Source organism: Natrinema sp. CRL1 (genome assembly GCF_059162405.1).
Genome location: NZ_JBLVOY010000001.1, coordinates 881963 through 907519 on the forward strand (window position 1 = coordinate 881963; position 25557 = coordinate 907519).

24 protein-coding genes are annotated in these 25557 nt (G+C 64.5%); 17 read left to right on the plus strand and 7 right to left on the minus strand.

The window, feature by feature from the left end; genetic code table 11:
- Nucleotides 1–20 precede the first annotated feature (20 nt).
- Entirely contained in the window at nucleotides 21–152 is a 132-nt protein-coding gene (locus ACJYUO_RS04610; RefSeq protein ID WP_494344219.1) for a hypothetical protein, read from the minus strand.
- A gap of 121 nt (nucleotides 153–273) precedes the next feature.
- Here ACJYUO_RS04610 and ACJYUO_RS04615 point away from each other — a divergent pair, with 121 nt between their 5' ends.
- The 3 genes from ACJYUO_RS04615 to ACJYUO_RS04625 all read left to right on the plus strand — a co-directional run bounded on the left by ACJYUO_RS04615 (nucleotide 274) and on the right by ACJYUO_RS04625 (nucleotide 3254).
- Nucleotides 274–1215 (plus strand): hypothetical protein, encoded by a 942-nt coding sequence (locus ACJYUO_RS04615; protein WP_494344220.1) that lies wholly within the window; start codon nucleotides 274–276, stop codon nucleotides 1213–1215.
- A gap of 124 nt (nucleotides 1216–1339) precedes the next feature.
- On the plus strand, nucleotides 1340–2152 hold the full coding sequence (locus tag ACJYUO_RS04620) for an alpha/beta fold hydrolase (RefSeq protein WP_494344221.1): 813 nt from the start codon (nucleotides 1340–1342) through the stop codon (nucleotides 2150–2152).
- A 208-nt stretch (nucleotides 2153–2360) separates the two neighbouring features.
- Complete coding sequence (locus tag ACJYUO_RS04625; protein ID WP_494344222.1) at nucleotides 2361–3254, plus strand: bifunctional methylenetetrahydrofolate dehydrogenase/methenyltetrahydrofolate cyclohydrolase; 894 nt, start codon at nucleotides 2361–2363, stop codon at nucleotides 3252–3254.
- Nucleotides 3255–3358: 104 nt separating this feature from the next.
- Here ACJYUO_RS04625 and ACJYUO_RS04630 read toward each other — a convergent pair whose 3' ends face one another.
- Nucleotides 3359–4084 (minus strand): DUF7117 family protein, encoded by a 726-nt coding sequence (locus ACJYUO_RS04630; RefSeq protein WP_494344223.1) that lies wholly within the window; start codon nucleotides 4082–4084, stop codon nucleotides 3359–3361.
- A gap of 323 nt (nucleotides 4085–4407) precedes the next feature.
- Here ACJYUO_RS04630 and ACJYUO_RS04635 point away from each other — a divergent pair, with 323 nt between their 5' ends.
- From ACJYUO_RS04635 to ACJYUO_RS04655, 5 genes are all read left to right on the plus strand, one after another.
- On the plus strand, nucleotides 4408–5115 hold the full coding sequence (locus ACJYUO_RS04635; protein WP_494344224.1) for a hypothetical protein: 708 nt from the start codon (nucleotides 4408–4410) through the stop codon (nucleotides 5113–5115).
- 295 nt (nucleotides 5116–5410) lie between these two features.
- Complete coding sequence (locus ACJYUO_RS04640; RefSeq protein WP_006429946.1) at nucleotides 5411–5557, plus strand: DUF8555 family protein; 147 nt, start codon at nucleotides 5411–5413, stop codon at nucleotides 5555–5557.
- 456 nt (nucleotides 5558–6013) lie between these two features.
- Nucleotides 6014–6289, plus strand: coding sequence for a PadR family transcriptional regulator (locus ACJYUO_RS04645; protein WP_006429947.1), 276 nt, complete (start codon nucleotides 6014–6016; stop codon nucleotides 6287–6289).
- 115 nt (nucleotides 6290–6404) lie between these two features.
- On the plus strand, nucleotides 6405–7703 hold the full coding sequence (locus ACJYUO_RS04650) for an MgtC/SapB family protein (protein ID WP_494344225.1): 1299 nt from the start codon (nucleotides 6405–6407) through the stop codon (nucleotides 7701–7703).
- 41 nt (nucleotides 7704–7744) lie between these two features.
- Nucleotides 7745–9100, plus strand: coding sequence for an aminotransferase class III-fold pyridoxal phosphate-dependent enzyme (locus ACJYUO_RS04655; protein ID WP_494344226.1), 1356 nt, complete (start codon nucleotides 7745–7747; stop codon nucleotides 9098–9100).
- Nucleotides 9101–9379: 279 nt separating this feature from the next.
- Here the strand turns inward: ACJYUO_RS04655 and ACJYUO_RS04660 are convergent, their stop codons facing one another.
- Together ACJYUO_RS04660 and purD are read right to left on the minus strand one after the other, a co-directional pair.
- Complete coding sequence (locus tag ACJYUO_RS04660) at nucleotides 9380–11695, minus strand: cation:proton antiporter domain-containing protein (protein ID WP_494344227.1); 2316 nt, start codon at nucleotides 11693–11695, stop codon at nucleotides 9380–9382.
- A gap of 115 nt (nucleotides 11696–11810) precedes the next feature.
- A complete protein-coding gene (gene purD, locus ACJYUO_RS04665) occupies nucleotides 11811–13103 on the minus strand; it encodes a phosphoribosylamine--glycine ligase (RefSeq protein WP_494344228.1) in 1293 nt (430 codons plus the stop codon).
- 154 nt (nucleotides 13104–13257) lie between these two features.
- On the opposite strand from purD, the gene ACJYUO_RS04670 reads away from it, so the two are divergent.
- The 4 genes from ACJYUO_RS04670 to ACJYUO_RS04685 are packed head-to-tail and all read left to right on the plus strand — an operon-like array spanning nucleotide 13258 to nucleotide 15500.
- Nucleotides 13258–13503 (plus strand): antitoxin VapB family protein, encoded by a 246-nt coding sequence (locus tag ACJYUO_RS04670; protein WP_494344229.1) that lies wholly within the window; start codon nucleotides 13258–13260, stop codon nucleotides 13501–13503.
- Nucleotides 13500–13892: a PIN domain-containing protein gene (locus ACJYUO_RS04675; protein ID WP_494344230.1), complete on the plus strand. Its 393-nt coding sequence runs from the start codon at nucleotides 13500–13502 to the stop codon at nucleotides 13890–13892. Before ACJYUO_RS04670 ends, ACJYUO_RS04675 begins: the two co-directional genes overlap by 4 nt.
- A 58-nt stretch (nucleotides 13893–13950) precedes the next feature.
- Nucleotides 13951–14967 (plus strand): thymidylate synthase, encoded by a 1017-nt coding sequence (thyA, locus tag ACJYUO_RS04680; RefSeq protein ID WP_494344231.1) that lies wholly within the window; start codon nucleotides 13951–13953, stop codon nucleotides 14965–14967.
- Complete coding sequence (locus ACJYUO_RS04685) at nucleotides 14964–15500, plus strand: dihydrofolate reductase (RefSeq protein ID WP_494344232.1); 537 nt, start codon at nucleotides 14964–14966, stop codon at nucleotides 15498–15500. Before thyA ends, ACJYUO_RS04685 begins: the two co-directional genes overlap by 4 nt.
- A gap of 198 nt (nucleotides 15501–15698) precedes the next feature.
- Here the strand turns inward: ACJYUO_RS04685 and ACJYUO_RS04690 are convergent, their stop codons facing one another.
- Nucleotides 15699–17435, minus strand: a complete 1737-nt coding sequence (locus ACJYUO_RS04690) for a hypothetical protein (protein ID WP_494344233.1) — start codon at nucleotides 17433–17435, stop codon at nucleotides 15699–15701.
- A 1152-nt stretch (nucleotides 17436–18587) separates the two neighbouring features.
- Between ACJYUO_RS04690 and ACJYUO_RS04695 the strand changes: the two genes are divergently transcribed.
- The 4 genes from ACJYUO_RS04695 to ACJYUO_RS04710 all read left to right on the plus strand — a co-directional run bounded on the left by ACJYUO_RS04695 (nucleotide 18588) and on the right by ACJYUO_RS04710 (nucleotide 22421).
- Nucleotides 18588–19121 carry a calcium-binding protein gene (locus ACJYUO_RS04695; protein WP_494344234.1) on the plus strand — a complete coding sequence of 178 codons (534 nt, stop codon included), beginning with the start codon at nucleotides 18588–18590 and terminating at the stop codon, nucleotides 19119–19121.
- 2 nt (nucleotides 19122–19123) lie between these two features.
- On the plus strand, nucleotides 19124–19453 hold the full coding sequence (locus ACJYUO_RS04700; RefSeq protein WP_494344235.1) for a hypothetical protein: 330 nt from the start codon (nucleotides 19124–19126) through the stop codon (nucleotides 19451–19453).
- Nucleotides 19454–19837: 384 nt separating this feature from the next.
- Nucleotides 19838–20140 carry a hypothetical protein gene (locus ACJYUO_RS04705; protein ID WP_494344236.1) on the plus strand — a complete coding sequence of 101 codons (303 nt, stop codon included), beginning with the start codon at nucleotides 19838–19840 and terminating at the stop codon, nucleotides 20138–20140.
- A gap of 91 nt (nucleotides 20141–20231) precedes the next feature.
- Entirely contained in the window at nucleotides 20232–22421 is a 2190-nt protein-coding gene (locus ACJYUO_RS04710; RefSeq protein WP_494344237.1) for a thioredoxin domain-containing protein, read from the plus strand.
- Nucleotides 22422–22450: 29 nt separating this feature from the next.
- Here the strand turns inward: ACJYUO_RS04710 and ACJYUO_RS04715 are convergent, their stop codons facing one another.
- Nucleotides 22451–23785, minus strand: coding sequence for a metallophosphoesterase (locus tag ACJYUO_RS04715; RefSeq protein ID WP_494344238.1), 1335 nt, complete (start codon nucleotides 23783–23785; stop codon nucleotides 22451–22453).
- A gap of 125 nt (nucleotides 23786–23910) precedes the next feature.
- Complete coding sequence (locus tag ACJYUO_RS04720; protein ID WP_494344239.1) at nucleotides 23911–24285, minus strand: TlpA family protein disulfide reductase; 375 nt, start codon at nucleotides 24283–24285, stop codon at nucleotides 23911–23913.
- A gap of 237 nt (nucleotides 24286–24522) precedes the next feature.
- On the opposite strand from ACJYUO_RS04720, the gene ACJYUO_RS04725 reads away from it, so the two are divergent.
- Nucleotides 24523–25506 carry a PLP-dependent cysteine synthase family protein gene (locus ACJYUO_RS04725; protein WP_494344240.1) on the plus strand — a complete coding sequence of 328 codons (984 nt, stop codon included), beginning with the start codon at nucleotides 24523–24525 and terminating at the stop codon, nucleotides 25504–25506.
- Nucleotides 25507–25557 lie beyond the last annotated feature (51 nt).

Below are 25557 nucleotides of genomic sequence, written 5' to 3' on the forward strand. Positions count from 1 at the left end.
CCGGATCATCGTCCACCTTCTCACCCGACGACAATTATTGCAAGGACGGCGATAGCGATCGCCGCGGCCAGCGTGATCGCCACGGTGAGACCGAGCCCGACGACCGGTGAGAGCGAGCGCACCGATTCGCGCGTCGTCGATCTCGAGGCCATAGGTATCCCTCGAACCCCGAGGGGAAGAACGTACGCTTCGACTCAGTGTTCGAGTCGCTCGCAACCGCGCCTGTCACTCGCCGGCACGCGGCTTTTCCGCAGCCTGATCGTACCGCGAGCAATGGCTACACGTCCGACCGGAACGGTGCTGGACGACGACCGGTTGCTCGAGCTCCGGGAGACCGACGAGACGGCGGCCTCGGCGCTAGCGGTCGTGGTGACGCCGGTCGCCGACTCCATGGGTGCCGCGAGCGGCGACCACATCGATTGGGACGTCGACGACGCCGCGGACGTTCCCATGCTCGTCTGCAGCGGAATCGAGGCGGCGGCCACCGCCGACGCGCCGTATCCGCGGCAACTCCGCGAGGAGGGAGGTGAAATCGTCGCCCCCGTCCCCGACCCCCTGATCCGGGCCGATCCGCCCGAGGGGCTCGGTCTCGACCTCGAGAGTTACGATGCCGACGACCCGCTGCTGTTCGACGCCATCACGACCGGCGAGACGATCGGACTCGTCCCGGTTCGGTTCGACGACGGGGAGACCTACCGCGCCGACCCGCTGCCGGGCGTCGCGGACGACAGCGACCCCGTCGCGGAGGGGGTCATCGAGCACGAGGACCGCGGCGATCCGACGCCGCGACCCGAGACGATGAGCGCGCCGATCGACGCCGACGCGTTCGAGTCGGCGATCGTCGAGGCCGACCGCGACGCCTCGGTGATCGACGTGATCGGGATTCTCGAGGCGATCGAGCGCTTCGACCTCGTCGGCACGGGCGATCACGTCGCCGGCGTCCCGCCGTTGTCGGCCGACGAACGGGCCGTCTGCCTGCTCGAGGACGACGTCTGGACGGCGCGGCTCGGCCCCGAACTCGAGGCCGAGGGTGTAGACGTGGACCCGGACGCGCTGGCGGTCGCTCGAGCGGTCCACGAGCGACAGGCCCGACTCCTGATCGACGCGGCCGAGACGACCGAGTACGAGGGGCTCGCCGACGAGTACGCGCTGATTGTGACTGACGCGCGGGACACGACCGAGTGGGACGTGGCCGAACCGGGTCTGAATCGGTAGCGCTTCCCGTTTGACTCGAGCGTCGGGAGGTTTGCCGTCTCGAACAGCGGCCAGCGTCGCGCGCGAATGGTGTGTGCTTCCGCATAACGTATCCTTTTCAGAGAGATTATCGTTATCAACCCACATGGGAAACCAGACGGCCACCGAGATGTACCGGACCAGAACCGACGCGCTGACGACCGACCTCGGTGAGGGACAACCGATCGTCTTCGCACACGGGACGCTGATGGACCGGACGATGTTCGCGCCGCAACTCGAGGCCTTGCGCGAGGAGTACCGAGCCGTCGCCTACGATCTGCGGGCGCGGACGGACCGGTACGCGCCGGGCTACGACCTGTGGGATCTCACCGACGACTGCGCGGCGTTGCTGGACGGCCTCGGTGAGGACAGCGCCGTCATCGCCGGCATGTCGATGGGCGGCTTCACGGCGCTCCGGTTCGCGCTCGCCTATCCGGACCGTGTTGACGGGCTCGTGTTGATCGACTCGATCGCGACCCCGCATCCCGACGAGGAGCGCGCAGAGTACAGCGCGCTGGTAGCGCCCTACGAGGACACACTCGAGGCGCTGCCCCGCGAGATCGCCGAGGGGTCGACGGCCGAACTGTTCGGCGAGACGACCCTCGAGAAGAACACGGAACTCGTCGCGGCGTGGGTCGACCGCTGGGCGACCTATCCCGGGAAAGCGGTCTACCACGAACTCAACTCGTGGCTCGGCCGCGAGGACGTGACCGATCGGCTGTCCGAAATCGACGTTCCGGTGCTCATCGTCCACGGCGAAGAGGATTCGACGCTCCCGCCGTCGCGGGCCGAGCCGATGCTCGAGGAACTGCCCGACGCCGAGATGGAACTGATTCCCGAGGCCGGTCACACCTCGACGCTGGAGAACCCGGAGCCGGTGACCGACGCGATCAGATCGTTCCTCGACGAGCGGTTCTGATACCGTCGGACGAACCGATTCTCGGACCGATCGCACTCGAGACGTCGTCGCGGAACGCCCAGAGCGTCGAGACGCGATCGGGCGGGTGCTCACTTCCGTCCGATAGTCTATAGGTGTTGTACACGGATGTGTGTATTCCGACCAGATTCGGGACGGTTCTGGGCACGAATCCGGGGATTAATGAGCCTCGCGGCCGCCCACTCAGGTAATGACCGAGATCATCGACGGCAACGCCGTCGCGAGCGAGATCCGGGACGATCTGACCGACGCGATCGAGACGCTCGCCGACGCGGGGTCACGGCCGGGACTGGCGACTGTGCTCATGGGCGACGACCCCGCGAGCCAGACCTACGTGAACATGAAACAGCGCGACTGCGAGGAGGTCGGCATCGAGAGCCACCACGTCGACGTCGACGGCGACGCCCCGCCCGAGGAACTGTTCGACACCATCGCCGACCTCAACGAGAACGACGACGTCCACGGCTACATCGTCCAGGCCCCGGTCCCGGACCACGTCGACTACCGCAACGTGATCCGCCGGGTCGATCCCGCGAAGGACGTCGACGGCTTCCATCCCGAGAACGTCGGCCGACTCGTCGCCGGCGACGCCCGCTTCCGTCCCTGTACCCCCCACGGCGTCCAGAAGCTCCTCGGGTCCGCCGATATCGACACCGAGGGCAAGGACGTGACCATCGTCGGCCGCTCGGACATCGTCGGCAAACCGCTCGCGAACCTGCTGATCCAGAAGGCCGAGGACGGCAACGCGACGGTGACGGTCTGTCACTCCCGAACCGACGACCTCGCGGCCAAGACCCGGGACGCGGATATCGTCGTCGCCGCCGCCGGCGTCCCGGAACTCGTCGATGGCTCGATGCTCGAGGACGACACCGTCGTCATCGACGTGGGTGTCAACCGCGTCGACGCCGATACGGAGAAAGGGTACGAACTCGTCGGCGACGTCGAGTTCGAGAGCGCAAAGGAGAAGGCCAGCGCGATCACGCCCGTCCCCGGCGGCGTCGGCCCGATGACTCGCGCAATGCTGCTCTACAACACGGTCAAAGCCGCGAGCCTGCAGGAAGACGTCGACGTCGAGCTCCCCTGATCGATCGATACACGTCGCTCGAGCCTGTTTTTCGATCGCCGCCGCCATCGGATCGGGTCGAAGTTGCGCTCCAACTACCCGATCACCACCCGCCGAGTCCCGCGTTAGTCGATCGAACCGAACTCGAGACTGTCCAGTCGCTCTTGGGCCTGTGAAAACGCGAACTCGTCGCCGCGCAGGCCGTTTGCCAGATCGCGGGTCGCTTCGACGAGCCGTTCGGCGGTCCGCGGGTCGACGTCGCCGTCGAGCATCCGAATCCGCTTGACGTGCTCGCCGAGGGTCTCGAGGGCGGTCCGCTCGCTCGCGGTCAGATTGCGGTCCTCGGCCCACGTCCGGATATCGCGGCGGTACTCCCGGACGGCGTTCGCGTACGCGAGCCCGCGGGCCGCTCGCAAGGTTCGGGGGACGTCCTCGACGGGCGGACGCTCGCCCTGGTCGGCGTCCCGAAGCAGTGAGAGGAAGTACAGTTCTTCGCGGTCCTCGAGTCGGATCTCACGGGCGACGATGTCCGCGACGTGGAGTAGTTCGGTCGCCCCGAGGTAGGTATCATCGAGGTCGCGGAGGGTGCCGGCATTGACGAAGCCGCGCCGGCGGACGTACTCGCGACAGCGATCGCGGGCCCGTTCGGCGAGCTCGTCGGTTGCGGTCTCGTCGATCGCGTTCCGAACGGGTGTGAGATCGAACGCGACCTGCAGGTCCGTGTGCTCGGTGCGTTCGTCGACGCCGACGCTGCGCAGACTGCCACAGGCCGGACAACCGACGCTGCCGGTCTCGTAGTACGACCAACGGGTCCCACACTCCGTACACTCGCGCTCACCCCGGATCTTCATGGGCGGCGGTACGGTCGGGACACCGAAAGTCTCACCGGACCCGTCGCGACGCGACCCCGATCCGTGCGACATGGGTCGAACGGCGACTCGAGGGAGAACTACGGAGAGCCCCTCGAGTCGCGAGCGACACTGAATAGCGGCCGGATAGTCCGGCTACCGACACCGGTCGTCCTTCGGCGAGTGTCGCTTTCCGTGTTATTTCCGGTTCGTTGATGGTGCGCAAGCGGTGACGATCATCAGTTTCTGGGCGTCGTTCAATAGGTGATTAACGGACGGCAGGTGCAGGCCACATAGAAACCAGACGGACCGTCCTACTGGGATATATGTCCCGTAAACGACTGAACCGGCGAACGTTCGTAACCGCGGCAGGAACAGCAAGTGCGCTCGCGCTGGCCGGCTGTGCCGACAGCGGTCCCGGCGGCGACAACGAATCGGAAGGCAACGGAAACGATACGAACGATACCGAAAACGAGAGCGGAGGCGACGAGTCCGAAAGCGACGAAACGTACACCCTAACCGTCACGGTCGAAGACGCCGAGGGAGCGGTCGAAGGCGCGACGGTTACCCTCGAGCAAGCGGGTATGGGGATGTCCGACGACGGCGAAATGGGCAACGAGTCCGAGAACGAATCGGACAACGAGACAGGGATGAACGAGTCGGGGATGAACGAGTCGGACAACGAGTCGATGGCCGACAACGAATCGGGAATGAACGAATCGGATAACGAGTCGGGAATGAACGAGTCGGACAACGAGTCCACGACCGGAACCGACACCGGTCAGGAGTTCCCGATGGAAGACGAGACGGACGAGAACGGCGAAGTCGAGTTCGAGGAACTCGAGGACGGAGAGTACACCGTCACCGCCGAAAACGAGGGAGAGGAAACCGAAGACGACGTCGAGATCGATGGCGACGACGAGGAAGTCACGCTGATGTTCGGCGACGGTGGTGCCGGGAACGAGACCGACTCCGAGAACGGTAACGAAACCGAGAGTGGCAACGAAAGCGAAGACAGTAACGAGAGCGGGTAATCGATTCTCGGCCCTGCGTCGTGTCGTAGCGACTCGAGCAAAGTATTCACTCGAGAACGGCCGTTGTTCGGCCTCCTTTTCCGGTGTGCACAGCACGGAGCGGCGGCTCCGCGGGATCGGCACAGGGGTTGTCCCGTCGCGAGAGCGACCGTTCGCAATCGTTTCACGCCGGAAACAGGGACCTTCTCGAGCGAAACGGCGAAAGCGACGGCGTCCGCGGGCTGCCGGCGGCTTCGCTCGCCGATCGAACCACCGCGTGGCGACTTTTTTCCCCTCTCGGTCGGTAGTGACGGGCATGCGTGACGAAGACGAAATCCGCGAGCAGTACGAGTTCCTCAAAGAACATCTCGAGAGCGACGAGATGCGCCACGACGGCGTCGAGGAGATGTTTACCTACTACAAGCGCGCGATCGGCTGGGTGCTCGAGGAAGAACACATCTAATCGCGCCTGTGCGGCGGGACCCGACACGACTCGAGGTTGATCTGTGTCGTTACATTTAAGTACACTCAGCGGAACCATCCACGTGACGCTTCGCTTGGAGGGCCGAAGCGTCAGCGGGGACCAATTCAGGGCGGCAAGCGATCGCGTGACATTTTCCGTCACGCGATCTGCTTTCCTGTTTCGAATGCAACCACCAGAGTGGCGACGTTCGGCTTCTCTCGATCGATCTCGACCCGTTGTCTATCGTGCTCGTTCAATATAATTGTACCGAAACGTAACTGGTGAACTGTAAACATGAACTGCGCATTATGTGTGGTTCGACAGGGGATTCGTCACGGGTGTTATGGGTCGTCAGCACTGAAAACGAGATGTCTCACTGGTAATAGCCCTCTTTCGATCGTAACAACCCGATAGCCTTATTAAAATTCGACAGTAAGTGAGAGTGGTACTTTCCCAATGTACGACCTGACAGGATTCCAGCGTGACTTGCTCTACGTCATCGCTGGCGAGGACGAGCCCCACGGACTGGCGATCAAGGAGGAACTCGAGCAGTACTACGAGAAGGAGATCCACCACGGGCGGCTCTACCCCAACCTCGACACCCTCGTCGACAAGGGACTCGTCGAAAAGGGCCGGCGCGATCGGCGGACCAACTTCTATACGCTCACCCGCCGCGGCCGCCGCGAACTCGAGGCCCGCCGCGAGTGGGAGACCCAGTACGTCGATCTGTAACCCGACTCGTCGGGAACGGTCGATTCCGTCACGACCACTGGCTACCTGCAGGATCGCTATCGCTCGCCGAGATCCCGGCACGTCGCTTATATGCGATCACGGTAAATGATCTGCAGTGAACGAGGTCGCGCTGCAACTCGCCGATCCGCCCCTCGAGGAGACGGTCGTCCGGCTCGCCCTCGCGAGTGCGCTGGGGATGTTCCTCGGGCTCGAGCGAGAGTGGTCCCAGAAGTCCGCCGGGATTCGGACGTTCTCGCTGATCAGCTTGCTCGGCGCGGTCTTTACGGTCCTCGTCAACGAGGGCGGGGTCGGCGAGAGCCTCCTCTTACTGGGCGGACTGCTCGTCATCGTGCAGGGAATCCTGCTTGCCGTCCAAGGGCTCATGGAGGACGATCCGGCGGAAACCGGTCTCTCGTTGACGACCTCCGTGTCGATGCTCGTCGCCTACGGCGTCGGCTCGCTGGTCGCCGTCGGATTCATCATCGAGGGGGTCACCGTCGCCGTCCTCTCCTCGCTCCTGTTGATCTTGAAGCGGGAACTCCACGAGTTCGCGTGGGGGCTCTCCCGCGAGGAGATGCGCTCGACCACGGAGTTCGCCATCCTCGCGTTCGTCATCTACCCGATCCTCCCCGCGACCTACGAACCCGAAGTTGCGGGCATCACGATCCCGCTCGAGCCCCAAGTCATCTGGCTGATGGTCGTCGCGGTAGCGGGGATCGGGATCGCAAACTACGCGATCGTCTCGACCTACGGCGGCCGGGGCATCGCGATCACCGGCTTCTTCGGTGGGTTAGCGTCCTCGACGGCCGTCGTCGGGACGATGCTCGATCACGTCGACCAGCGGCCGGAAGCGTCTTCCTACGCCGTCGCCGCGATCTTGCTCGCAAACGCCGCCATGGCCGCCCGCAACCTCGCGATCGCGGTCGGCTTTACGGCCGGTAGCGAGAGTGACATCTTGATCGAGGCCGTCGTCCCGCTCGGTGCCGTCATCCTGCTGGCGTTCGCTGTCGCCGCGCTCACCGCCGATTGGCGCGAGTCCGGCCCGATGGAACTCGAGAGTCCCTTCTCGCTGAAGAACGCCCTCGCGTTCGGGGCCGTCTTCCTCGTCGTCCTCGTCTTCGGGTCGCTGGCCGAGACCTGGTTCGGAACGCTTGGCTTCTACGCGACGGCCGTCGCCAGCGGCTTCGTCTCGAGTGCCGGTGCGACGACTTCGGCGGTCGTCCTCTACCGCGGCGGCCAGCTGAGCCCTGCCGAGGCGACGATCGCCATCCTGCTCGCGACGGTCTCGAGCATCGTGGTCAAGGCGCTGTTGGCGGCGACCTCGACGAACGACGGCTTCCGGAACCGGGTCGCGGCCTACAGCACAATTTTGCTGCTGGGCGGGGCCATCGCGTCGATTCTCATCGTCATCTAGACCATCGAGTAGTTTTAGCCGCCGGCGATCGAAGATACCGTATGGACCGAGCAACGGTCGAACCGCAGGTAGACGCGATGCCCGGCGAACGGGCGAGGGAGTGGGTCGACTACCACCACCGGTTCGCCGCCCCGAGCACGTACGTCTACGAGTTCGTCTGGGACGCGAGCCGCGAGGCGGTCGGCCCGTTCTGTACCGACGTCGACGGCAACGTCTTGCTGGATTTCACGAGCCACGTCGCGGCCGCGCCGCTCGGTTACAACAACCCGACGATCCGCGAGAAACTTCGGGAGTTCGACCTCGTCGACCCGCTGAAGATCGCCGGACAGGACTTCTACGTCAGCGGCGGCGGCCGACCCGAGGATCCCGAGTTTCCCGGCCCGACCCAGCTGATGGACCGGCTGGTCGCGATGACGGACCACTACGACATGGACCGGGTCTTCCTCTCGAACTCCGGCGCGGAGGCCGTCGAGAACGCCATCAAAATCTGCTATGCGGCGGGCGGCCACCGCGGCTTTACCTTCGACGGTGCCTTCCACGGCCGGACGCTGGGCGCGCTCTCGCTCAACCGCTCGAAGGCCGTCCACCGCAAGGGCTACCCGGAGATTCCCGGCGTCGTCAGCGTCCCCTATCCCGCGACCGACGAGGCCTACGAAACCCGCTGGCGGACCGACGGTCCCGGCGGCAACGTCGTCGCCGATGCCATCCACCCCGAGCGCGGCGTCGTCGACCCCGACGAGGTCGCCTACCTCATTCTCGAGCCGATTCAAGGCGAGGGTGGCTATCGAGTCGCCCACCCCGAGTTCGCCCGCGACCTCGAGGATCTCCGCGAGCGGTACGGCCTCCGGATCATCGCCGACGAGATTCAGTCGGGAATCGGACGGACGGGCGAGCTGTGGGCCGTCGATCACCTCGATCTCACGCCGGACATCATCACGAGCGGGAAAGGGCTGCGCGTGGGCGCGACGATTTCGCGCTCGGACGTCTTCCCCGGCGAAAAGGGCCGCCTCTCCTCGACGTGGGGCGCGGGCGATCTCATCGCGGCCATGCAAGGCGTGCTCACCATCGACGTCATCCACGAGGACGACCTGCTGGCGAACGTCCGCGAGCGCGGCGAGCAGTTCCGCGCCCGACTCGAGGACGCCGTCGAAGACGGCGACGCGCCCGGCATGATCGACGTTCGCGGTCGCGGGCTCATGCTCGCCGTCGAGTTCGACACCACAGAGCGGCGGGACGCCGTTCTCCGGACCGCCTTCGAGAACGGGCTGTTGACGCTCGGTTGTGGCTACAAGACGCTTCGCCTGCTTCCGCCACTGGATGCCACCGAACGCGAAATCGAGTTGGGCGCCGAACTGCTGCTCGAGGCGACCGAGGCCGTTTCGGAAGACCGGTCGTAGCAGTGATCGGCCGACAGTCGATATCGGCGTCGATCGCGGATACCACTCCTTCTCAGGCCGTTCGAGGCCACCGCCGGTTTCGACGCGAAGATCGCGGCGAATTCGCGCTCCGGATCGACCGCCGTGCAACTGCTCTACCCGCGTTCGGTGGGAATGTCGACGTGTCGTTTCCGTCGGATCGTCCGGCGTCGCGAATACGTCCGTCCGAAGTGGTTTCATCGATGTGGTGGCACCGGAACTACCGCGGCGTTCGCGACCGAATGAGACGGCGAACCGGAGTCACAGCAAACTGAGGACCGCGACCGGACACGGCGCGTTCCGGACGACGTACTCGACGCGCTGGCCGAGGAACGCCCGTCGCGAGATCGGACGCACGCTCGCTCCCATGACGATGACGTCGGCGTCGGTCCGATCGGCGAGGTCGACGATTTCCGCTTCGGGCGACGCCGAGAGCGTCACCGTCGTCAGCACCCTGGCTCCGAGCCGTCTGCCGAACTCCGCCTCTCGTTCGACGATCTGCTCGCCGATTCGGATCTCCCTCGAGAGGTCCGGCCGAGCGGCGAACCGGTCGTCGGTGTGGGGCTCGTCGACGACGTGGACGACCTCGACGAGCGCGTTTTCCTCCGCGCCGATGGCGAACGCGATCTCGGCGGCGTGGCGGTTTGACACCGTCCCGACAGTCGGGAGGAGGATTCGGCGGATGGGGTCGTCGGCCGAATCGGACGGCGTCGCCCCGTCCGGCGTGCTGACGACCAACTTCGGACACGCCGTCTCCTGTACGACGCGGTCGACCGTCGGGGTAAACAGGGACTCGTCCGGGCGGTCGTCAGCGGCCGATTCGCCGAGGACGACGAGGTCGTAGCCGGCGGTCAGTTCGTCGAGAATCGTCCCGGCGACGCCGCCGCGGGCGTTGCGGACGAACGTTCGCGACGGCTGCTCCGGGTCGCGCAGCTGACCGTCGATCGATTCGAACCATCTATCGACTTCGTCCGACGTGTCGGTCGTTCGCTCGCGCCGCTTCGGCTGTCCCGACGTGCTCCGCCCCGTCCGGAACACGCGGCGGAGCACGCCGCGCCGGCCGTTCGCGTCGTCGTCGCTCACGTACATCACGTCCAGATCGATCTCGCGATCGCGGACGAGCGAATCGAGGAGTCGGGCGGCGTACTGGCCGCCAGAACCGCCCCGCGTCGGGAGCAGGATCCTCGTGAGGTTGTTGACGAAGCTCTTCTGTAGGAACTCTTCGCGCTCGATGCGCTCGCGTTCGTCCTCGCTCGGTTCGATCTTGGGGATCGACCACCGCATGATCGCCGGCGCGATCAGCGAGGTCACGATGGCGACCGCGACGATGATGCTGTACATCTCCGTCGTCAGGATGCCCGCGCCCAGCCCGACGGTAGCGACGATGATCTCCATCGCGCCGCGAGCGTTCATCCCGCCCCCGATCGTGATCCCTTCCCACCGCGAGAGGCCGGCCAGCCACGACGCACCCATGATCCCGGCGAACTTCCCGAAACACGCGACCCCGAGGACGACGAGCCCCACGGTGAACACGGTCGAATCGAACAGGGCGGCGACGTCCATCCGGAGGCCGGCGATCGCGAAGAAAAGCGGCGCGAAGACGGCGAGCGTGATCACCTCGAGCATGTGTCGAAGATCGTAGGTGAACCGCTTGACTTGGCCGACCAAGATACCGACGACGAACGCGCCCAGGATCGCCTCGAGCCCCATGTACTGGGTGATCGCTCCCGCCGCGAGCGCGAGTACCATCACCGTCGATATCAGGGCGACGTCGCTCCCGAAGACGTTCCCGACCCAGCGGACGAGTTCGGCGACGAATCGGCGTCCGATCGTAAACGAGAGTGCAAGAAAGAGGAGCACCGAGAGGAGGGTCGTCGCGACGGCTCCGAGATCGAGGACGCCGGTCCGAGCGAGGCCGGCGACGGTGGCCAGCAGGATCCAGCCGATCGTGTCGTCGACCATCCCGGCGGCCAGAATCAACTGCCCGACGTCGCGACGAACGACGTCGAGTTCGATGAGCACCTTCGCGATGACGGGAATCGCGGAGATGCTCATCGCCGTTCCGATGAAGAGGCTGAACACGAGCCGCTGGTCGGGCGAGCCGATGAACGCCACGGGAAGCACCCTCCCCAGCGCGAAGCCGGTCGTAAACGGTACGATGATGCCGCCCAGCGAGAGGATGACAGCCGTTCGCCCCTTACTGAGGATGAGATCGACGTCCGTCTCGAGGCCGGTGACGATCAACAGCATGATGAGCCCGATCCAGGAGACGACCTCGAGCAGGTGAAACTGGCCCTGCGAGACCGCGAACAACGATTCGTAGACCCCCGGTGCGACGAGCCCGAGTACCGAGGGGCCGAGTGCGACGCCCGCGAGCAGTTCGCCGACGACCGTCGGCTGGCCGATCGAACCGAACGCCTCGCCCAGTGCCCGTGCGACGAAGAGCAACAGCGCGAGCTGGACGATGACGAGGAGCAGTTCGTGGTGTCCGAGCGGATCGATAACCTCCATCGGAATCCCTTCGGATGTCCGTGCTCTCGAACACCCGTTTCCCTCGTACTGTGGTCCCGTAGCCACTTCTTTCCACGGTGCTTGATGGGATGATGAAAGTTATCGCGGGCGTACAGTCAAACCGGCGGATATCAGCCGTCCGAAGCGACGACGCGGAACAACGCGAACGTTCGTCTCTTCCTCACTCGCCGCGGATTTCGCTCATGTGGTCGATCCGCCGCTGAACGAGATCGGGTTTGCCGATGTCGTGGCGCACGTGCAGTCCCTCCTCGCCGGCGACCGCGAGCGCGTCTTCCGCGATCTCCTCGGCTTCGGTGATCGAGCCCGCGAGTCCGACCAGCGCGAACGACCGCGAGGTGGTCGTGTAGATGCCGTCGTCGCGTTCGTCGACGCTGGCGTAGTAGAGCAACGCGTCACCCGCACTTTCCTCATCAACCTGGACCTTCGCACCGGCTTCGGGATCGGTCGGGTAGCCGTCGGGCACGGCGTACTTACAAACCGTCGCCTGGTCGGCGAACTCGAGTTCCGGCGGGGCCTCGCCGTCGCGGGCGGCGGTAAGGACCTCGAGGAAGTCGGTTTCGAGAACGGGCAGCGTGTTCATCGCCTCGGGGTCGCCAAAGCGAGCGTTGAACTCGACCACGCGGGGGCCAGTCTCGGTCAGCATGAACTGGCCGTAGAGGATCCCGCGATAGTCCTCGAGCGCATCGACGGTCGCCTCGATGATCGAGACGGCGTCGTCGTAGTCGGATTCGGACATGAACGGCAGTTCGTTCGTCGCGTCGGAGTAACTGCCCATCCCGCCCGTGTTCGGCCCCTCGTCGCCCTCGTAGGCGCGCTTGTGGTCTTGGACCGCCGGCGCGGTCTCGAACGCGCCGTTGGCGACGAACGCCTGGATCGTGAACTCCTCGCCGATCAGCCGCTCCTCGAGGACGATCCGGTCGTAGCCGGACTCGCGGATGTACTGCTTGCCCTCCTCGGCGGTGACCTGATCGCCGATGACCTTGACGCCCTTGCCGCCGGTCAGGCCGGCGGGCTTGATCGCGAGGTCGCCGTCGTACTCGTCGATGAACTCGCAGGCGGCCTCCATGTCGTCGAACGTCTCGAAGTCGGGACAACCGGGAATGTCGTTCTCCGCCATGAACCGCCGCTGGAAGGCCTTGTCCGTCTCGATGCGGGCATCGTCTTCCTTCGGACCGAAGGGGTAGACCCCCGCAGCCTCGAGTTCGTCCGCGACGCCGGCCTCGAGCGGTGCCTCGGGACCGACGACGGCGATCGTCGCGTCGATCTCTTCGGCGTAGTCGACGACCGCCTTCGGGTCGGTCGTCTCGAGCGTCTCGAACCCGGACGCGATGCGGGCGATGCCGGGGTTCTTGTTGCCGGCACAGGCGTACAGGTCGGCCTCGCTGTCCTCGAGCGCGCGGGCGATGGCGTGTTCGCGACCGCCACCCCCGATCAGTAGGACGTTCTCTCGCATGGTCGATAGCGGAACGCACGAACCTGTAAGCGTTGCTCTTTCCTCGAGCGGAAATATGCACGTTCGTGGCTATCATCTCGTCAGCCCGTACTGAAACGAGTCGAGTTGACCGAGCGCCGAAACAATTAAGCGTGATCTGCGCACACATGTATACATGGGCGATACGGAGTACCGAAACGTTCGGCTGACCGAGGACGCGTATCGACGGCTCAAACGTCGCAAACAGGCCGGGGAATCGTTCTCCGATACCGTCGAACGAATCGCCGGTGAGCGCTCGCTCCTCGACCTCGCTGGGATTCTCTCCGAGGAGGAGGCCCAAGAGATGCGCGACGCGATTCGCGAGCGGGACGACCGATCTCGAGGCGAACTCGACAAACTTGCCGACCGAATGGACTCGTGATCGTCGACACCGACGTTTTGATCGACCTGATGCAGGACGCCGACCGGGCGAAACGAGCGGTCTCCGACCTCGAAGACCGGCGCGCCCCGCTTCGCCTTTCGGCGGTTTCCGAGTTCGAACTCTTTTACAGTCTCGAGCGAGTGGACGATCCCAGTGAGCGACGGCGACAGATCGAAACCGTCCTCGAGACGAAGCAGACCTATCCGGCCGACAGCGCGGTGATGAAGAAGGCCGGTCGAATCGACGGCCGCCTCGCTTCGGACGGGCGGGCGATCGGAATCGGAGACACGATCGTCGGCGCGACGGCGCTCGTCCACGAGGAGCCAGTTCTGACGAGAAACGTCGATCACTTCGGACGGATCGACGGCCTCGATATCGAGTCCTACTGAGACCGTGGCGGGTCCCAGAACTCAACGCTAAAGAACCAGCGGACGAAACGGGGCGATAATGCAACAGTATCTCGATCTCGTTGACACGGTCCTCTCCGAGGGCACCCACAAGCCCAACCGGACCGGCGTCGACACGATTTCGTCGTTCAGCGAGCACTACGAGGTCGACTTACAGGAGGGGTATCCCCTGCTCACGACCAAGGAGATGGACGGCTACCGCTGGAACTCGATGCTCCACGAGGTCTGCTGGTATCTCTCCGGCGAGGAACACATCCGGAACCTCCGGGAAGAGACCAAGATCTGGGACGCGTGGGCCGACGAGGAAGGGCGACTGGATACCGCGTACGGCCGCTTCTGGCGTCGGTTCCCGGTCCCCGAGGGCGACGCCCAACTCGAGGGCGAGTCCTGGCCCGACGAGACCCAGCAGTGGGTCACCGAGGAGGAAGACGGCCGCCGGACGTTCGATCAACTGCAGTCCGTCATCGACACGCTCTCGGATTCGCCGAACTCGCGACGGCTCGTGGTCAACGCGTGGCACCCCGCCAACGCGGCCGTGTCGACGCTGCCACCCTGTCACTATTCGTTCGTCTTCAACGTCCAAGGCGACCGGCTGAACTGCCATTTAACCCAGCGCTCGGGCGATACCGCACTCGGCATTCCGTTCAACATCGCGGCCTACGCGCTGCTGACCAAAGTGATCGCTCAGCAGACCGGCTTCGAACCGGGCACCTTCGCCCACACCGTCGTCGACACCCACGTTTACTGCGGCCGCGGCGACCGGGGCGACTGGTATGCCGACAATCTCGAGGCCCTGCAGACCAGACTGGCCGGCGCCGACGAGCGCGGGGACTATCTGGAGATCAAAGACTGGCTCGAGTCCGAAGCGCCGGCGGAAGCCGAGGGCGACGAACGCCTCGACCATGTCCCCGGCCTGCTCGAGCAACTCTCTCGAGAGCCACTCGAGCGCCCGACCCTCGAGGTTGCCGACGTCTCGATCGACGACCTCTCCGTCGACGATGTCGAGCTTCGGGACTACGAGTCACACGACGGACTCGTGTTTTCGGTGGCCGAATGAGCGAAGACCGAGACGCGCTGTCGGCGACCGACCGCGAACTCGTCGCCATTGCAGCCGTCGCCGACAACGGCATTATCGGGGCCGACGGCGACATGCCGTGGCACGTCCCCGCCGATCTGCAGCACTTCAAGGAGACGACGATGGACCACCCCGTCATCATGGGTCGGGTGACCTACGAGGGGATCCTCGAGACGCTGGGCGAACCGCTGCCCGGCCGGACGACGGTCGTCCTGACGAATCGGGACCTCGAGACGCCGGGCAATGCCGTGGTGGCCCACGATCTCGAGGACGCCGTCGACGCGGCTGAGACGGCCGCTCGAGAGCACCACGACGACGCCGAGCGGATCTTCGTCGCCGGCGGGGCGACGGTCTACGAGCAGTTCCTTCCCGTAGTCGACCGGTTGGTCGTAACGGAGGTCCACGACGACCCCGACGGGGACACCTATTTCCCTGACTGGGATCGGAAGACATGGGACGAGGTATCTCGAGACGAGCACGACGGATTCGCGTTCGTCGAGTACGTCAGGACGTGATCACCGTTGGACTATAGTAGCCACTGAAAGTCAGTGCACACCTGACCGCATGACTACGTCGAGGTCAGTGTGTAAATCGTTTCAGTGGCTACTATAGGGAAAAGGAGCCCGGACTCGTGGAATCTACCCGAACGCGAGGGGGATGGAGAACGCGACGGCGGGCCGGCAAAAGATCGGACGGTCGTCGTCTTGGACCATTCAGTACCCGGACAGGTTTATTTCGCTCCGGGCGACGAACGATGTGGTTCCGGTTGGATGGGGGAGCGCCGCCGTCGCGGCCTCTACCAAAAGCCAGACGACGACGCGTTCCCCTTGAATCGGCTCCTCTCCGATGTACTGCGCCGGATGGTAGAACCCGGACTCCACTGACGGCTCCTCGAGTCGCTGTTGTCCGGGGATCTCGCCGGCGCTCCGACGGACGACGACGACTTCCGTGCCGTCGTCGAGCGGCAGTTCGATCGTCTCCGCCCCCTCGGGATTCGTAAACTGGAGGACCGTCCCCGGTTCGCCGACGAGATAGAATTCGGTCCGGGGCGTCGACCGCCCTGTATCATCGACGATTCCCACCTCAACGCCGTCCGTGGTCCCCGGAACGGGGTCCATCGCGATCGTCGAGATGGAGTGGTGAGCGACGGCGTACTCGGGGTCACCATCGTCGTCGGTGGCCCCGTCCTCATCGTCGCCCCCGTCAGTCACATACTCGGTAACGAATCCGGGCCCCTTTCGTCGCCAGACCGGCGTGATGGCACCGTCTGCCCAGAAGTCGTAGGCGAGTTCGTGGCTTGACTGGCCGAACCGGTATCCGGAGTGGTGGTCCTGCCCGTCGGGCGCTTGCGCCCCCGTCTCGTAGTGTGATCTGAACCGGAACCCCGAGGGACGGTCACCCGCTTCGGGGTGCTCGATAACGCCGAGCGGCCCCGGCCCGCCGAATTCGATACTGTGGATATCCCAGCGGAGCAGTTCGCCGGCGAAGACCGGCTCATCCTCCGGGAAGAACCAGTCTAGCGTCGTCTCTCCGGTGCGTTCCGGCAAGCCATATCCAGTGACGGTCATCGGCGACTCGAGGCTCGCAAAGACCGGCGTTTCCCGATACGAGGCGGTAATCTCGACGCCGTGTTGGCCCGGTGGCTCCCAGTCGATGGTCCATCCGGACCGGTCGAACGATGCCTGTATGTCCTCGGTCCGGTGGACGCCGTCGTCCGCGGTGTACCACGGTCGCCCCTGAACCGGGACGTCGGGGACGGCGTCGACGACGCTCTCGTCCGCGGGCACGAGAGCGGCAGCCAGTTCGTGCGGTGGATACTCGACGAACCGGTCTACCGGACTCACGTCGATCACTTCGCCGACGCCGTCTCGGATGTCCACGTAGGCGACTACCGCTTGCGTCGAGTCGTCTTCCGCATCCGCGAGGAACAGGACGATCGGATTCACGCCGCCGTGTCGGATCCCTCTGGCAGACGTGATCGACTCGGAGATCGTAACCAGCGGAAACCAGTCGGTGTCGTCGACGAACGCTTGCACGCGGGAATCGTCGAGTACCCGCTCTAGCTGTTCCGTCTCGGGTTCGGTTGCCTCCCACGCTCGCCAGGAAACGTCCTGTGGTTCGGTGATCGTCAGCGCGACGAGGTCGTCCGTCTGCCGATCGACCTGTCCGTAGGCGACTTGCCGTTGGACGGCAGTGACGTCGAACCGGCCCTCGTCGACCCCGCCCTCGATCTCTATGTCCGGACTTCCCTGCACGCTGACCGTATCGAGGCGACCCGTCAACGGTTCGTACGCCTCGTAACTCGAGATCATGTCTTCAGCGGCGGCGTGGACTTCAGGATCGGACAGGAGCACCTCGAGCGCGCGCCGCTTCCGGTAGGTGTAGAGGGCCGCTTCCTCCTCGTCGAACCGTCGGACTGCTGTGCGTCGAGCGGTCGGAGTACCAGTCACGGCGGTATCGCCCGTCCCTCGTTGCGCCGACGAACGTCCGCTGATGACTCCCAGTCCAACTCCGGCAACCGCAGTCTGTACGAACTGTCGACGACGGACTGCTCGGTCGCGCGGCCCTCCTTCATTGTTATTAGTTACCATAGTTGGGACAGGTCGACGGCGGAAACCGATAAAGTCCACTACCGTTTCCGACGTATGTCGCTGTTGTTTCCACGCACCACTCGATACGCCGTTTATTACTGCTCCAAAAATCGACTTTCCTCGGAGAACTGACCGCGCCTCGAGCACCGATGTCGGAACCGAGACACGTACCGAGGTCGATAGAATCGTCTCCCGGAGCGGTCCTGATACGAAACGCGACGATCCGGGACGAATCGTCCCGATTCCGGCGGTGAGGATGTCGTTCGGATCGAGATCGTAAGCACACGGGTTCGGACACTATAGTAGCTCTTGAAACGATTTACACACCGATCGCAACGCTATCCTGCGATCGGGTGTGCATTGACTTTCAAGAGCTACTATAGTATGGGTGAGCGCTCTCCGTCGCGGTCCGTCTCTCATACCGCCTGACTGTCGCAGGAACGCGCGTTCGGCTCACGATTGGAGTATACGCTGTCACGTTCGTTTCGTTCCCTCGGAATGTGGCAATTGCCCGGACCGACCACTCTATGCCATCACGGTTGGTTTGGTAGTCGACACGATCGAGGAAATCGATTCAGGATGCGCCGGCCGATCGTTCACGGCTGACGATGATTACGAACTGACGCCGCGTGTGCTGTCTCCTCGAGTTCAGGCCCAGTGGACGTACTGGGCCGCCACTCGCGGATGTACGGCAGTCGGCCATCACGGTTATCGCTCCGTTCCGTGGACGACGTAATTTCCTTTTTCCGCTCAACAACCGTACTAGTTCGATTTCTGATACTCAAGAGCCCACGACAGATCTCCGCGAATTCGGGTTTTCGAGCGAAGACCTGTCAGTGATCGAGTCTCCCTGAAGACGGCGAGTCCGAGGCACGGAACGTCTTTCAAACGCGACCACTCGAGGATACTCCCATACTGGTTAAATTAATTGATACGGAAAGAAACGGTCGGCGGCGTTTATTCGATAACTCGGCCAAGGTCCGTCCACCCCGCTAGGGGTGTATGAGAATAATGAGCGAACAAGACACAACAGGCGACTCAAGGCGGTCGTTCATGACGAAGGGTGCCCTCGCAACGGGCGCACTCACGCTCGGAACGGGCGCTTTCGGGACCGCCACGGTTGGAGCACAGGAAGATCAAGTAGCGGTCTTCGCAAGCGATCTCTATCCCGGCGCTGATTTCGACGTTCTCGCGCAGCTTCAGGCGAGCACGACGGTCGATATCCTACAGCTAGACGGCGAAACTGTGTCGGAGATCTCCCAGCCCGACGAGTGGACTGGGCACATCATCCGATACGACATCGGTCAGCAATCGGGAATTACGTCGTTCCTATTCACCCGCGGCGCGGGCCTGAGCTCGGGTGACAGCGGAACGCTCGGAGAAGACGCGTCGGTGCTGAGTCCCGATCTGAACCTCATGAATACGTCGGTAGACGGCGGTGGCGGTGGAAACGGCGATACGGAGACGGAGACGGAGACTGAGACGAACGGCGGAAACGAGACCGAGAGCGGAAACGAGTCGGCCGCCGCAAACGGAGGTGAATAATAATGGTTCAAGATGATGATGACGGACAAGTGCTAGTGTTCACGTACAATTACGAAGCCGGGGAAAGCTTCGACGTCGTCTCACAACTCGAGACAGGGACGACGGTGAGCATCCTCCAGACCGCCGACGAGGAGACCGTTCCGGAAATCTCGCAACCGGACGAGTACACCGGTCACGTCGTCCGATATTCGGTCGATGACGGGCCACAGGCCCCGTCTGTCCTCCTGTTCACCCGCGATCAGAGCTACAGCAGCGGTGACTCCGCGACCCTCGGTGAAGACGCTCAGATGTTCAGTACCCGACTGAATCTCATCTCCACGTCGATCGAGTAACTTATCGCGATCTATTTTTATCGGGCTTGCAGGCAGCGGCCTCTTCCTTGTCGCCGATGGATCTGCACTCGCATCGTTGACATTTCGGAAACATACCGAACAACCGTACGCTTTCGACATATGATAAACGAGACACCGAGGGGTTCGGGCAACTCCGACGGTCCAGCGGCTGAAACCGATTCCTCGAGTACTGTGGCGAAACAGCACCGGCAGACGACAGATTCGGTCGGCGGTGCTTCGAAAGAAGCGAACCGATCGACGGACATCACCGTCGACGTGCGCCCGTCCGACGTGCGTCCATCCGACGATTGCGTTTCGGAGCGGAGGAACGAATCCGAACGGGATCGATCGGTACTGATACCGATACGCGAACATCGGCCGGGAGTGACCGTCCGAGTCGTTGATCGGCTGCCCGCGCCGATCGTCGTCGAACTCCTCAGGCTTCCGAACGACGACACGGTCCCGGTCCTGACACAGCCAGACGAGTACGTTGGCTACGTCGTCCGATCCGAACCTGGGGAGACGCAGGTCCATTCGACGACGGTCGTGTTCACGCGCGAATCGCTCGAGAACGGCGCGTACTATATGCTCGAAGCCAACGCGCAGGTGTTCAGTACGCAGTTGTCCCTCTTGCAGACGACTGTCCGTCGTATCGATTCGCCACCCGGCGAGAACGACGGCGACTAGCAACGGACGGCGACCGTCCGACTCGAGTCCGACCCGATCATCGAGTTCCGTGAGCCCGTGTCTTTTATCGGTCGCGGACCTAGGTTCCAGCATGAATTCCCAGACCCGGCGCAACCGGCTCGACGAAGAGGAGAGCCCCTATTTGCGCCAGCACGCGGATAACCCCGTCAACTGGCAGCCGTGGGACGACGCCGCACTCGAGGCCGCAAAAGAGCGGGACGTGCCCATCTTCCTCTCGATCGGCTACTCGGCGTGTCACTGGTGTCACGTCATGGAAGACGAGAGCTTCGAGGACGAGGCGGTCGCCGAGGTACTCAACGAGAACTTCGTCCCGATCAAGGTCGACCGCGAGGAGCGCCCGGACGTCGACAGCATCTACATGACCGTCTGCCAACTCGTGACCGGCCGGGGCGGTTGGCCGCTCTCGGCGTGGCTCACCCCCGAGGGGAAGCCGTTTTTCGTGGGGACCTACTTCCCGCGGGAGGGTAAACAAGGCCAACCGGGATTCCTCGACCTCTGTGAGCGGATCAGCGATTCGTGGGAGAGCGATGAGGATCGCTCCGAGATGGAAAACCGCGCCGAGCAGTGGACCGACGCGGCGAAAGACCAACTCGAGGAGACCCCGGACACCGCGGGAGCGGGAACCGGTTCGGAACCGCCCTCGAGCGATGTACTCGAAACGGCCGCGGATATGGTACTCCGCAGCGCAGACCGTCAACACGGTGGGTTCGGATCCGGCCAGAAGTTCCCGCAACCCTCGCGTCTCCGCGTGCTCGCACGGGCCTACGACCGCACCGGTCGCGAGGAGTACCGCGAGGTCTTCGAGGAGACGCTGGACGCGATGGCCGCGGGCGGGCTCTACGACCACGTTGGCGGCGGGTTCCATCGGTACTGCGTCGATCGGGACTGGACGGTCCCCCACTTCGAGAAGATGCTGTACGACAACGCCGAGATCCCGCGGGCGTTCCTCTCGGGCTACCAACTGACGGGCGAAGACCGCTACGCCACCGTCGTCTCGGAAACGCTCGAGTTCGTCGATCGGGAGCTGACCCACGACGAGGGCGGCTTCTTCAGTACCCTCGACGCCCAGAGCGAGTCGCCCGAAACGGGCGAGCACGAGGAGGGCGCGTTCTACGTCTGGACGCCCGAGGAAGTCCACGAGGTACTCGAGGACGAGACCGACGCCGCCCTCTTCTGTGCCCGGTTCGACATCTCGGAGTCGGGCAACTTCGAGGGACGGAACCAGCCCAACCGCGTGGCCACCGTCTCGGAACTCGCCGACCAGTTCGACCTCGAGGAAAGCGAGATCCTGAAGCGACTCGACTCGGCCCGACAGCGGCTGTTCGAGGCCCGCGAGGAGCGACCGCGACCCGCCCGCGACGAGAAGGTCCTCGCCGGCTGGAACGGGCTACTGATCTCGACGTACGCTGAGGCGGCGCTCGTGCTGGGCGAGGACGGCTACGCCGCGACCGCCGTCGACGCCCTCGAGTTCGTCCGCGATCGCCTCTGGAACGAGGACGACCGGCGGCTCTCGCGACGCTACAAAGACGGGGATGTCAAGGTCGACGGCTACCTCGAGGACTACGCCTTCCTCGCGCGGGGCGCACTGGACTGCTATCAGGCCACCGGCGAGGTCGACCATCTCGCGTTCGCCCTCGAGTTGGCCCGCGTCATCGAGGCCGAGTTCTGGGACGAAGACCGCGGCACGCTCTACTTCACGCCCGAGAGCGGCGAGTCGCTGGTCACTCGGCCCCAGGAACTCGGCGACCAATCGACGCCCTCCGCGGCCGGCGTGGCGGTCGAAGCCCTGCTCGAGCTCGACGAGTTTGCGGACGAGGACTTCGCGGACATCGCCGCGACCGTCCTCGAAACCCACGCGAACAAACTCGAGTCGAGCGCGCTGGAACACGCGACGCTCTGTCTCGCCGCCGACCGGCTCGAGGCCGGCGCGCTCGAGGTGACGGTCGCCGCCGAGGCGCTGCCGACCGAGTGGCGCGAGGGGTTCGCGTCGCGGTACTTGCCCGACCGGCTGTTCGCGCGACGGCCGCCGACCGAAGCGGGGCTCGACGACTGGCTCGAGACGCTGGGACTCGAAGACGCCCCGCCGATCTGGGCCGGCCGCGAGGCCCGCGACGGCGAACCGACGCTGTACGTCTGTCGCGATCGGACGTGTTCGCCGCCGACCCACGAGGTGACCGAGGCCCTCGAGTGGCTGGGCGAGAACGCGGCGGCCGAGGGCTCGGAAGCGGGGACGCTGGCAGAGGACGAAAGCCCGTTCTGACCGGTCGAGCGGGACGTTCGCCCGCCCGCTCAGTCGTTGGAATCGGACGGTGACTCGAGGCCTGTGTCGGTGACGACAGCTCGATCGGGCAGCGTCGGCGTCGGCGCTCGGCCCAGCGTGAGTAGGCGTTCGGTGCGCGTGATCTCGTTCGGACTAGAATCGTCTTTCTCGAGTCGCTCGAATTCGACGGCCACGCCGTCGGATTCGGCGGCGATCCGCACGACACACAGCTGATAGGACGGATAGAACACCGGCGGAAGCACCCCCGCGACGACGTCGCGACGGTGGAGGCGCTTCAGCCACGTGCCGGTGTTGACGAGTACACGGCCCTCGACGTCGTTTAGCAGCGGACGGTGGGTGTGACCGTAACAGAAGACCGCCGTCTCGGGGCGCTCGGCGAACACCTCGCGGGCGGCCGCCGCGTACGGTTCGTCGGGGTCGACGGTGAGGTCCGTCTCGAATACGCCGAATCGATCGACTGTCTGCTCGACATCGCGGAGGATGAAGTAGAGCGGAACGCCTGCAAGCACCAAGACGCCGGCGATCGCCGCGTTCGCGACGAGGAGGAAGTGGACCGCCTCCCCGACGAGACCCAGCCGGGCGAGGGCCGCGTCCGCCGTCTCGACGGGCATCGCCCAGACGCCGGCGACGTCCAGTCCGGCGAGCACCGCGAGCAGAACGCTGATATTGAACAGTAACAGGATCGGGATCACGGCGTAGCGCAAGAGGGGATTCATCTCGCGGTAGAAGTACTTCGAGAGGAGCCAGCCGGGGACCCGTTCGGTCGGCGTCACCGCCTGGACGTCTTTCAACCAGTTGAACCGCCCCCGTTCGGACAGCCGGCCGGCCCTGCTCGTGACGTTGGTGTTGTAGTAGTAGCCCAGCGGCGTCTCGTAGGGATTGCCGAAGTCCTCGAACCGATTGTTGGGATCGCGCTGATGGCCGTGTTCGAAGTAGATCGTCCGATCGCCGACCGGGCGGGTGATCGACTCGGCCCGGACGAGGTTGACGTTGTACGCGGCCAGCCGCTCGACGTACTCGTCGTAGGCCGCGAGTTCGTTGTCGTGGTTGCCCGGCAATAGCGTGATCGGGACCGAATCGCCCGTCTCGCGCAACTGTTCGAACAGCTCGGGATACCGGTCGGTCAGGACGTCGAACTTCGCAAGCCCGTCGACGTCGGTGAACTCCCACAGCCCGAACGCGTCGCCGTTAATGATGAGTTCCGCGTCCTCCTCGGTCGTCGCTAATCGCTCGAGGAATTCGAGCAATTCGTCGAGGAAGTCGACTTCGCCCAACTGTTCGTCGCCGCCGATGTGGAGGTCGCTGATCACGTAGTAGACCGGACCGTTGCCGTCGGCTGCCATGACGTTTCTCCAACGTCGAAACGGATAGTCCTGGGCCCGTTCCGGAGACGCGTCGCTGGTGTGGTATCCGAGTATCGGGGAACCGAATCGAACGGCCGGAACAGCGACGGGGACAACGGGGTCGCTTACGCCAGTTCGTCCTCGAGTTGCTCGGCGAGCCAGACCGCCGGCGGCACGTCTTCTTCCTCGACGAAGCGGGTGATCTCCACACCGTCGTCGTCCTCCACGACGATCGTCGGGATGTACTCGATGCCGTACTCCTCGACGCCCGGCCCCTGTTTGTCCTGATCGACGTTGACCTCCTCGAGTCGGTCGTCGGGAACCTCGGCGGCCTCGAGTGCCGCACCGAAATCGGGCAGTAGGGCGCGACAGTCCTTACACCAGTCGCCGCCCCAGACCTTGTACACCAGTTCGTCGTTGTGCGCTGCGAGCGTATCGACCGCGTCTTCGTAGGACGCCGCGTCCCACGTGGGGTTCGGCCGCATGGTCTCGAGACTCATACGCACGGATTATGGCTCGGCGGGCTTAACCGCGGTGTTTCCGACAGGGGAGTTCGCTCGAGTGGTTGGCCGCCCTCTCGTAACCGGCCGACCATCCACCGCCGGGTGGGACTGAAAGGGGCTTTCGAGGTGTTTGCGGTCCCCGGTCTCGCTTCGAAGAGAGCGCGAACGACACTGCCGACTTCGTGTAACTCGTTACAGCAAACAGTATACGTCTCGACTCCCTATGGCTGGCCAATGAAAGGGAGCATCCTGGATACCATCGGGTCGCCGCTCGTCCAGGTCGACTCGCCGGAGGGTGCAACGGTCGCGGCCAAGATCGAATCGTTCAACCCCGGCGGCTCGGCCAAGGACCGGCCGGCCCGCGAGATGGTTCGGGCCGCCGAACGCGACGGGCTGATCGAACCCGGCGACTGGCTCGTCGAACCGACGAGCGGGAACACCGGTATCGGCCTCGCGCTGGTCGCCGCCGCCCGCGGCTACGACCTGACGATCGTCATGCCCTCGGACAAGTCAAAAGAGCGCCAGCAAGTCATGGCCGCCTACGGCGCTGACCTCGAGTTAGTCGACGGCGACATGGAAGACGCCCGCGCCCGGGCCGAGACGCTCGAGGCCGAGGGCGCGATCCAACTCGGCCAGTTCGAGAATCCCGCGAATCCCGAGGCCCACTACAAGACGACCGGCCCAGAGATTCTCGAGCAGGTCGGCGACCGGGAGATCGACGCCTTCGTCGCCGGCGTCGGCACCGGTGGCACGATTTCGGGCATCGGACGCCGACTCCGCGAAGAGTTCCCCGAGATGGAGATCGTCGCGGTCGAACCCGCGCGAAACGCCGTTCTCTCGACCGGCGAGTCCGGTCACGATGACTTCCAGGGGATGGGGCCCGGCTTCGTCAGCGACAACCTCGATTTGGACCTCATCGACCGCGTCAAGACCGTGAAACTCGAGGACGCCGAAGACGAGTGCCGTCGCCTCGCCCGCGACGAGGGCGTCCTCGTGGGCCAATCCAGCGGCGCGACGAGTCTCGTCTCCCAACGCATCGCTCGGGAGATCGCGCAACCGGACCTCGAGTGTCCGGAGGTCCCGACCGCGTTCGACGAGGGGACGCAACCGGCATCGCCGGAAACCGACGGCGGCCGAGCGGCCGACGACTGCCCGCTGGTCGTCACCGTCTTCTGGGACAGCGGCGAGCGCTACCTTTCGACCGGGCTCTTCGACTGACCCGCGACGAAAAGCGCTCTTTTACCTACCCGAACCCCTTTTAGGAACTGC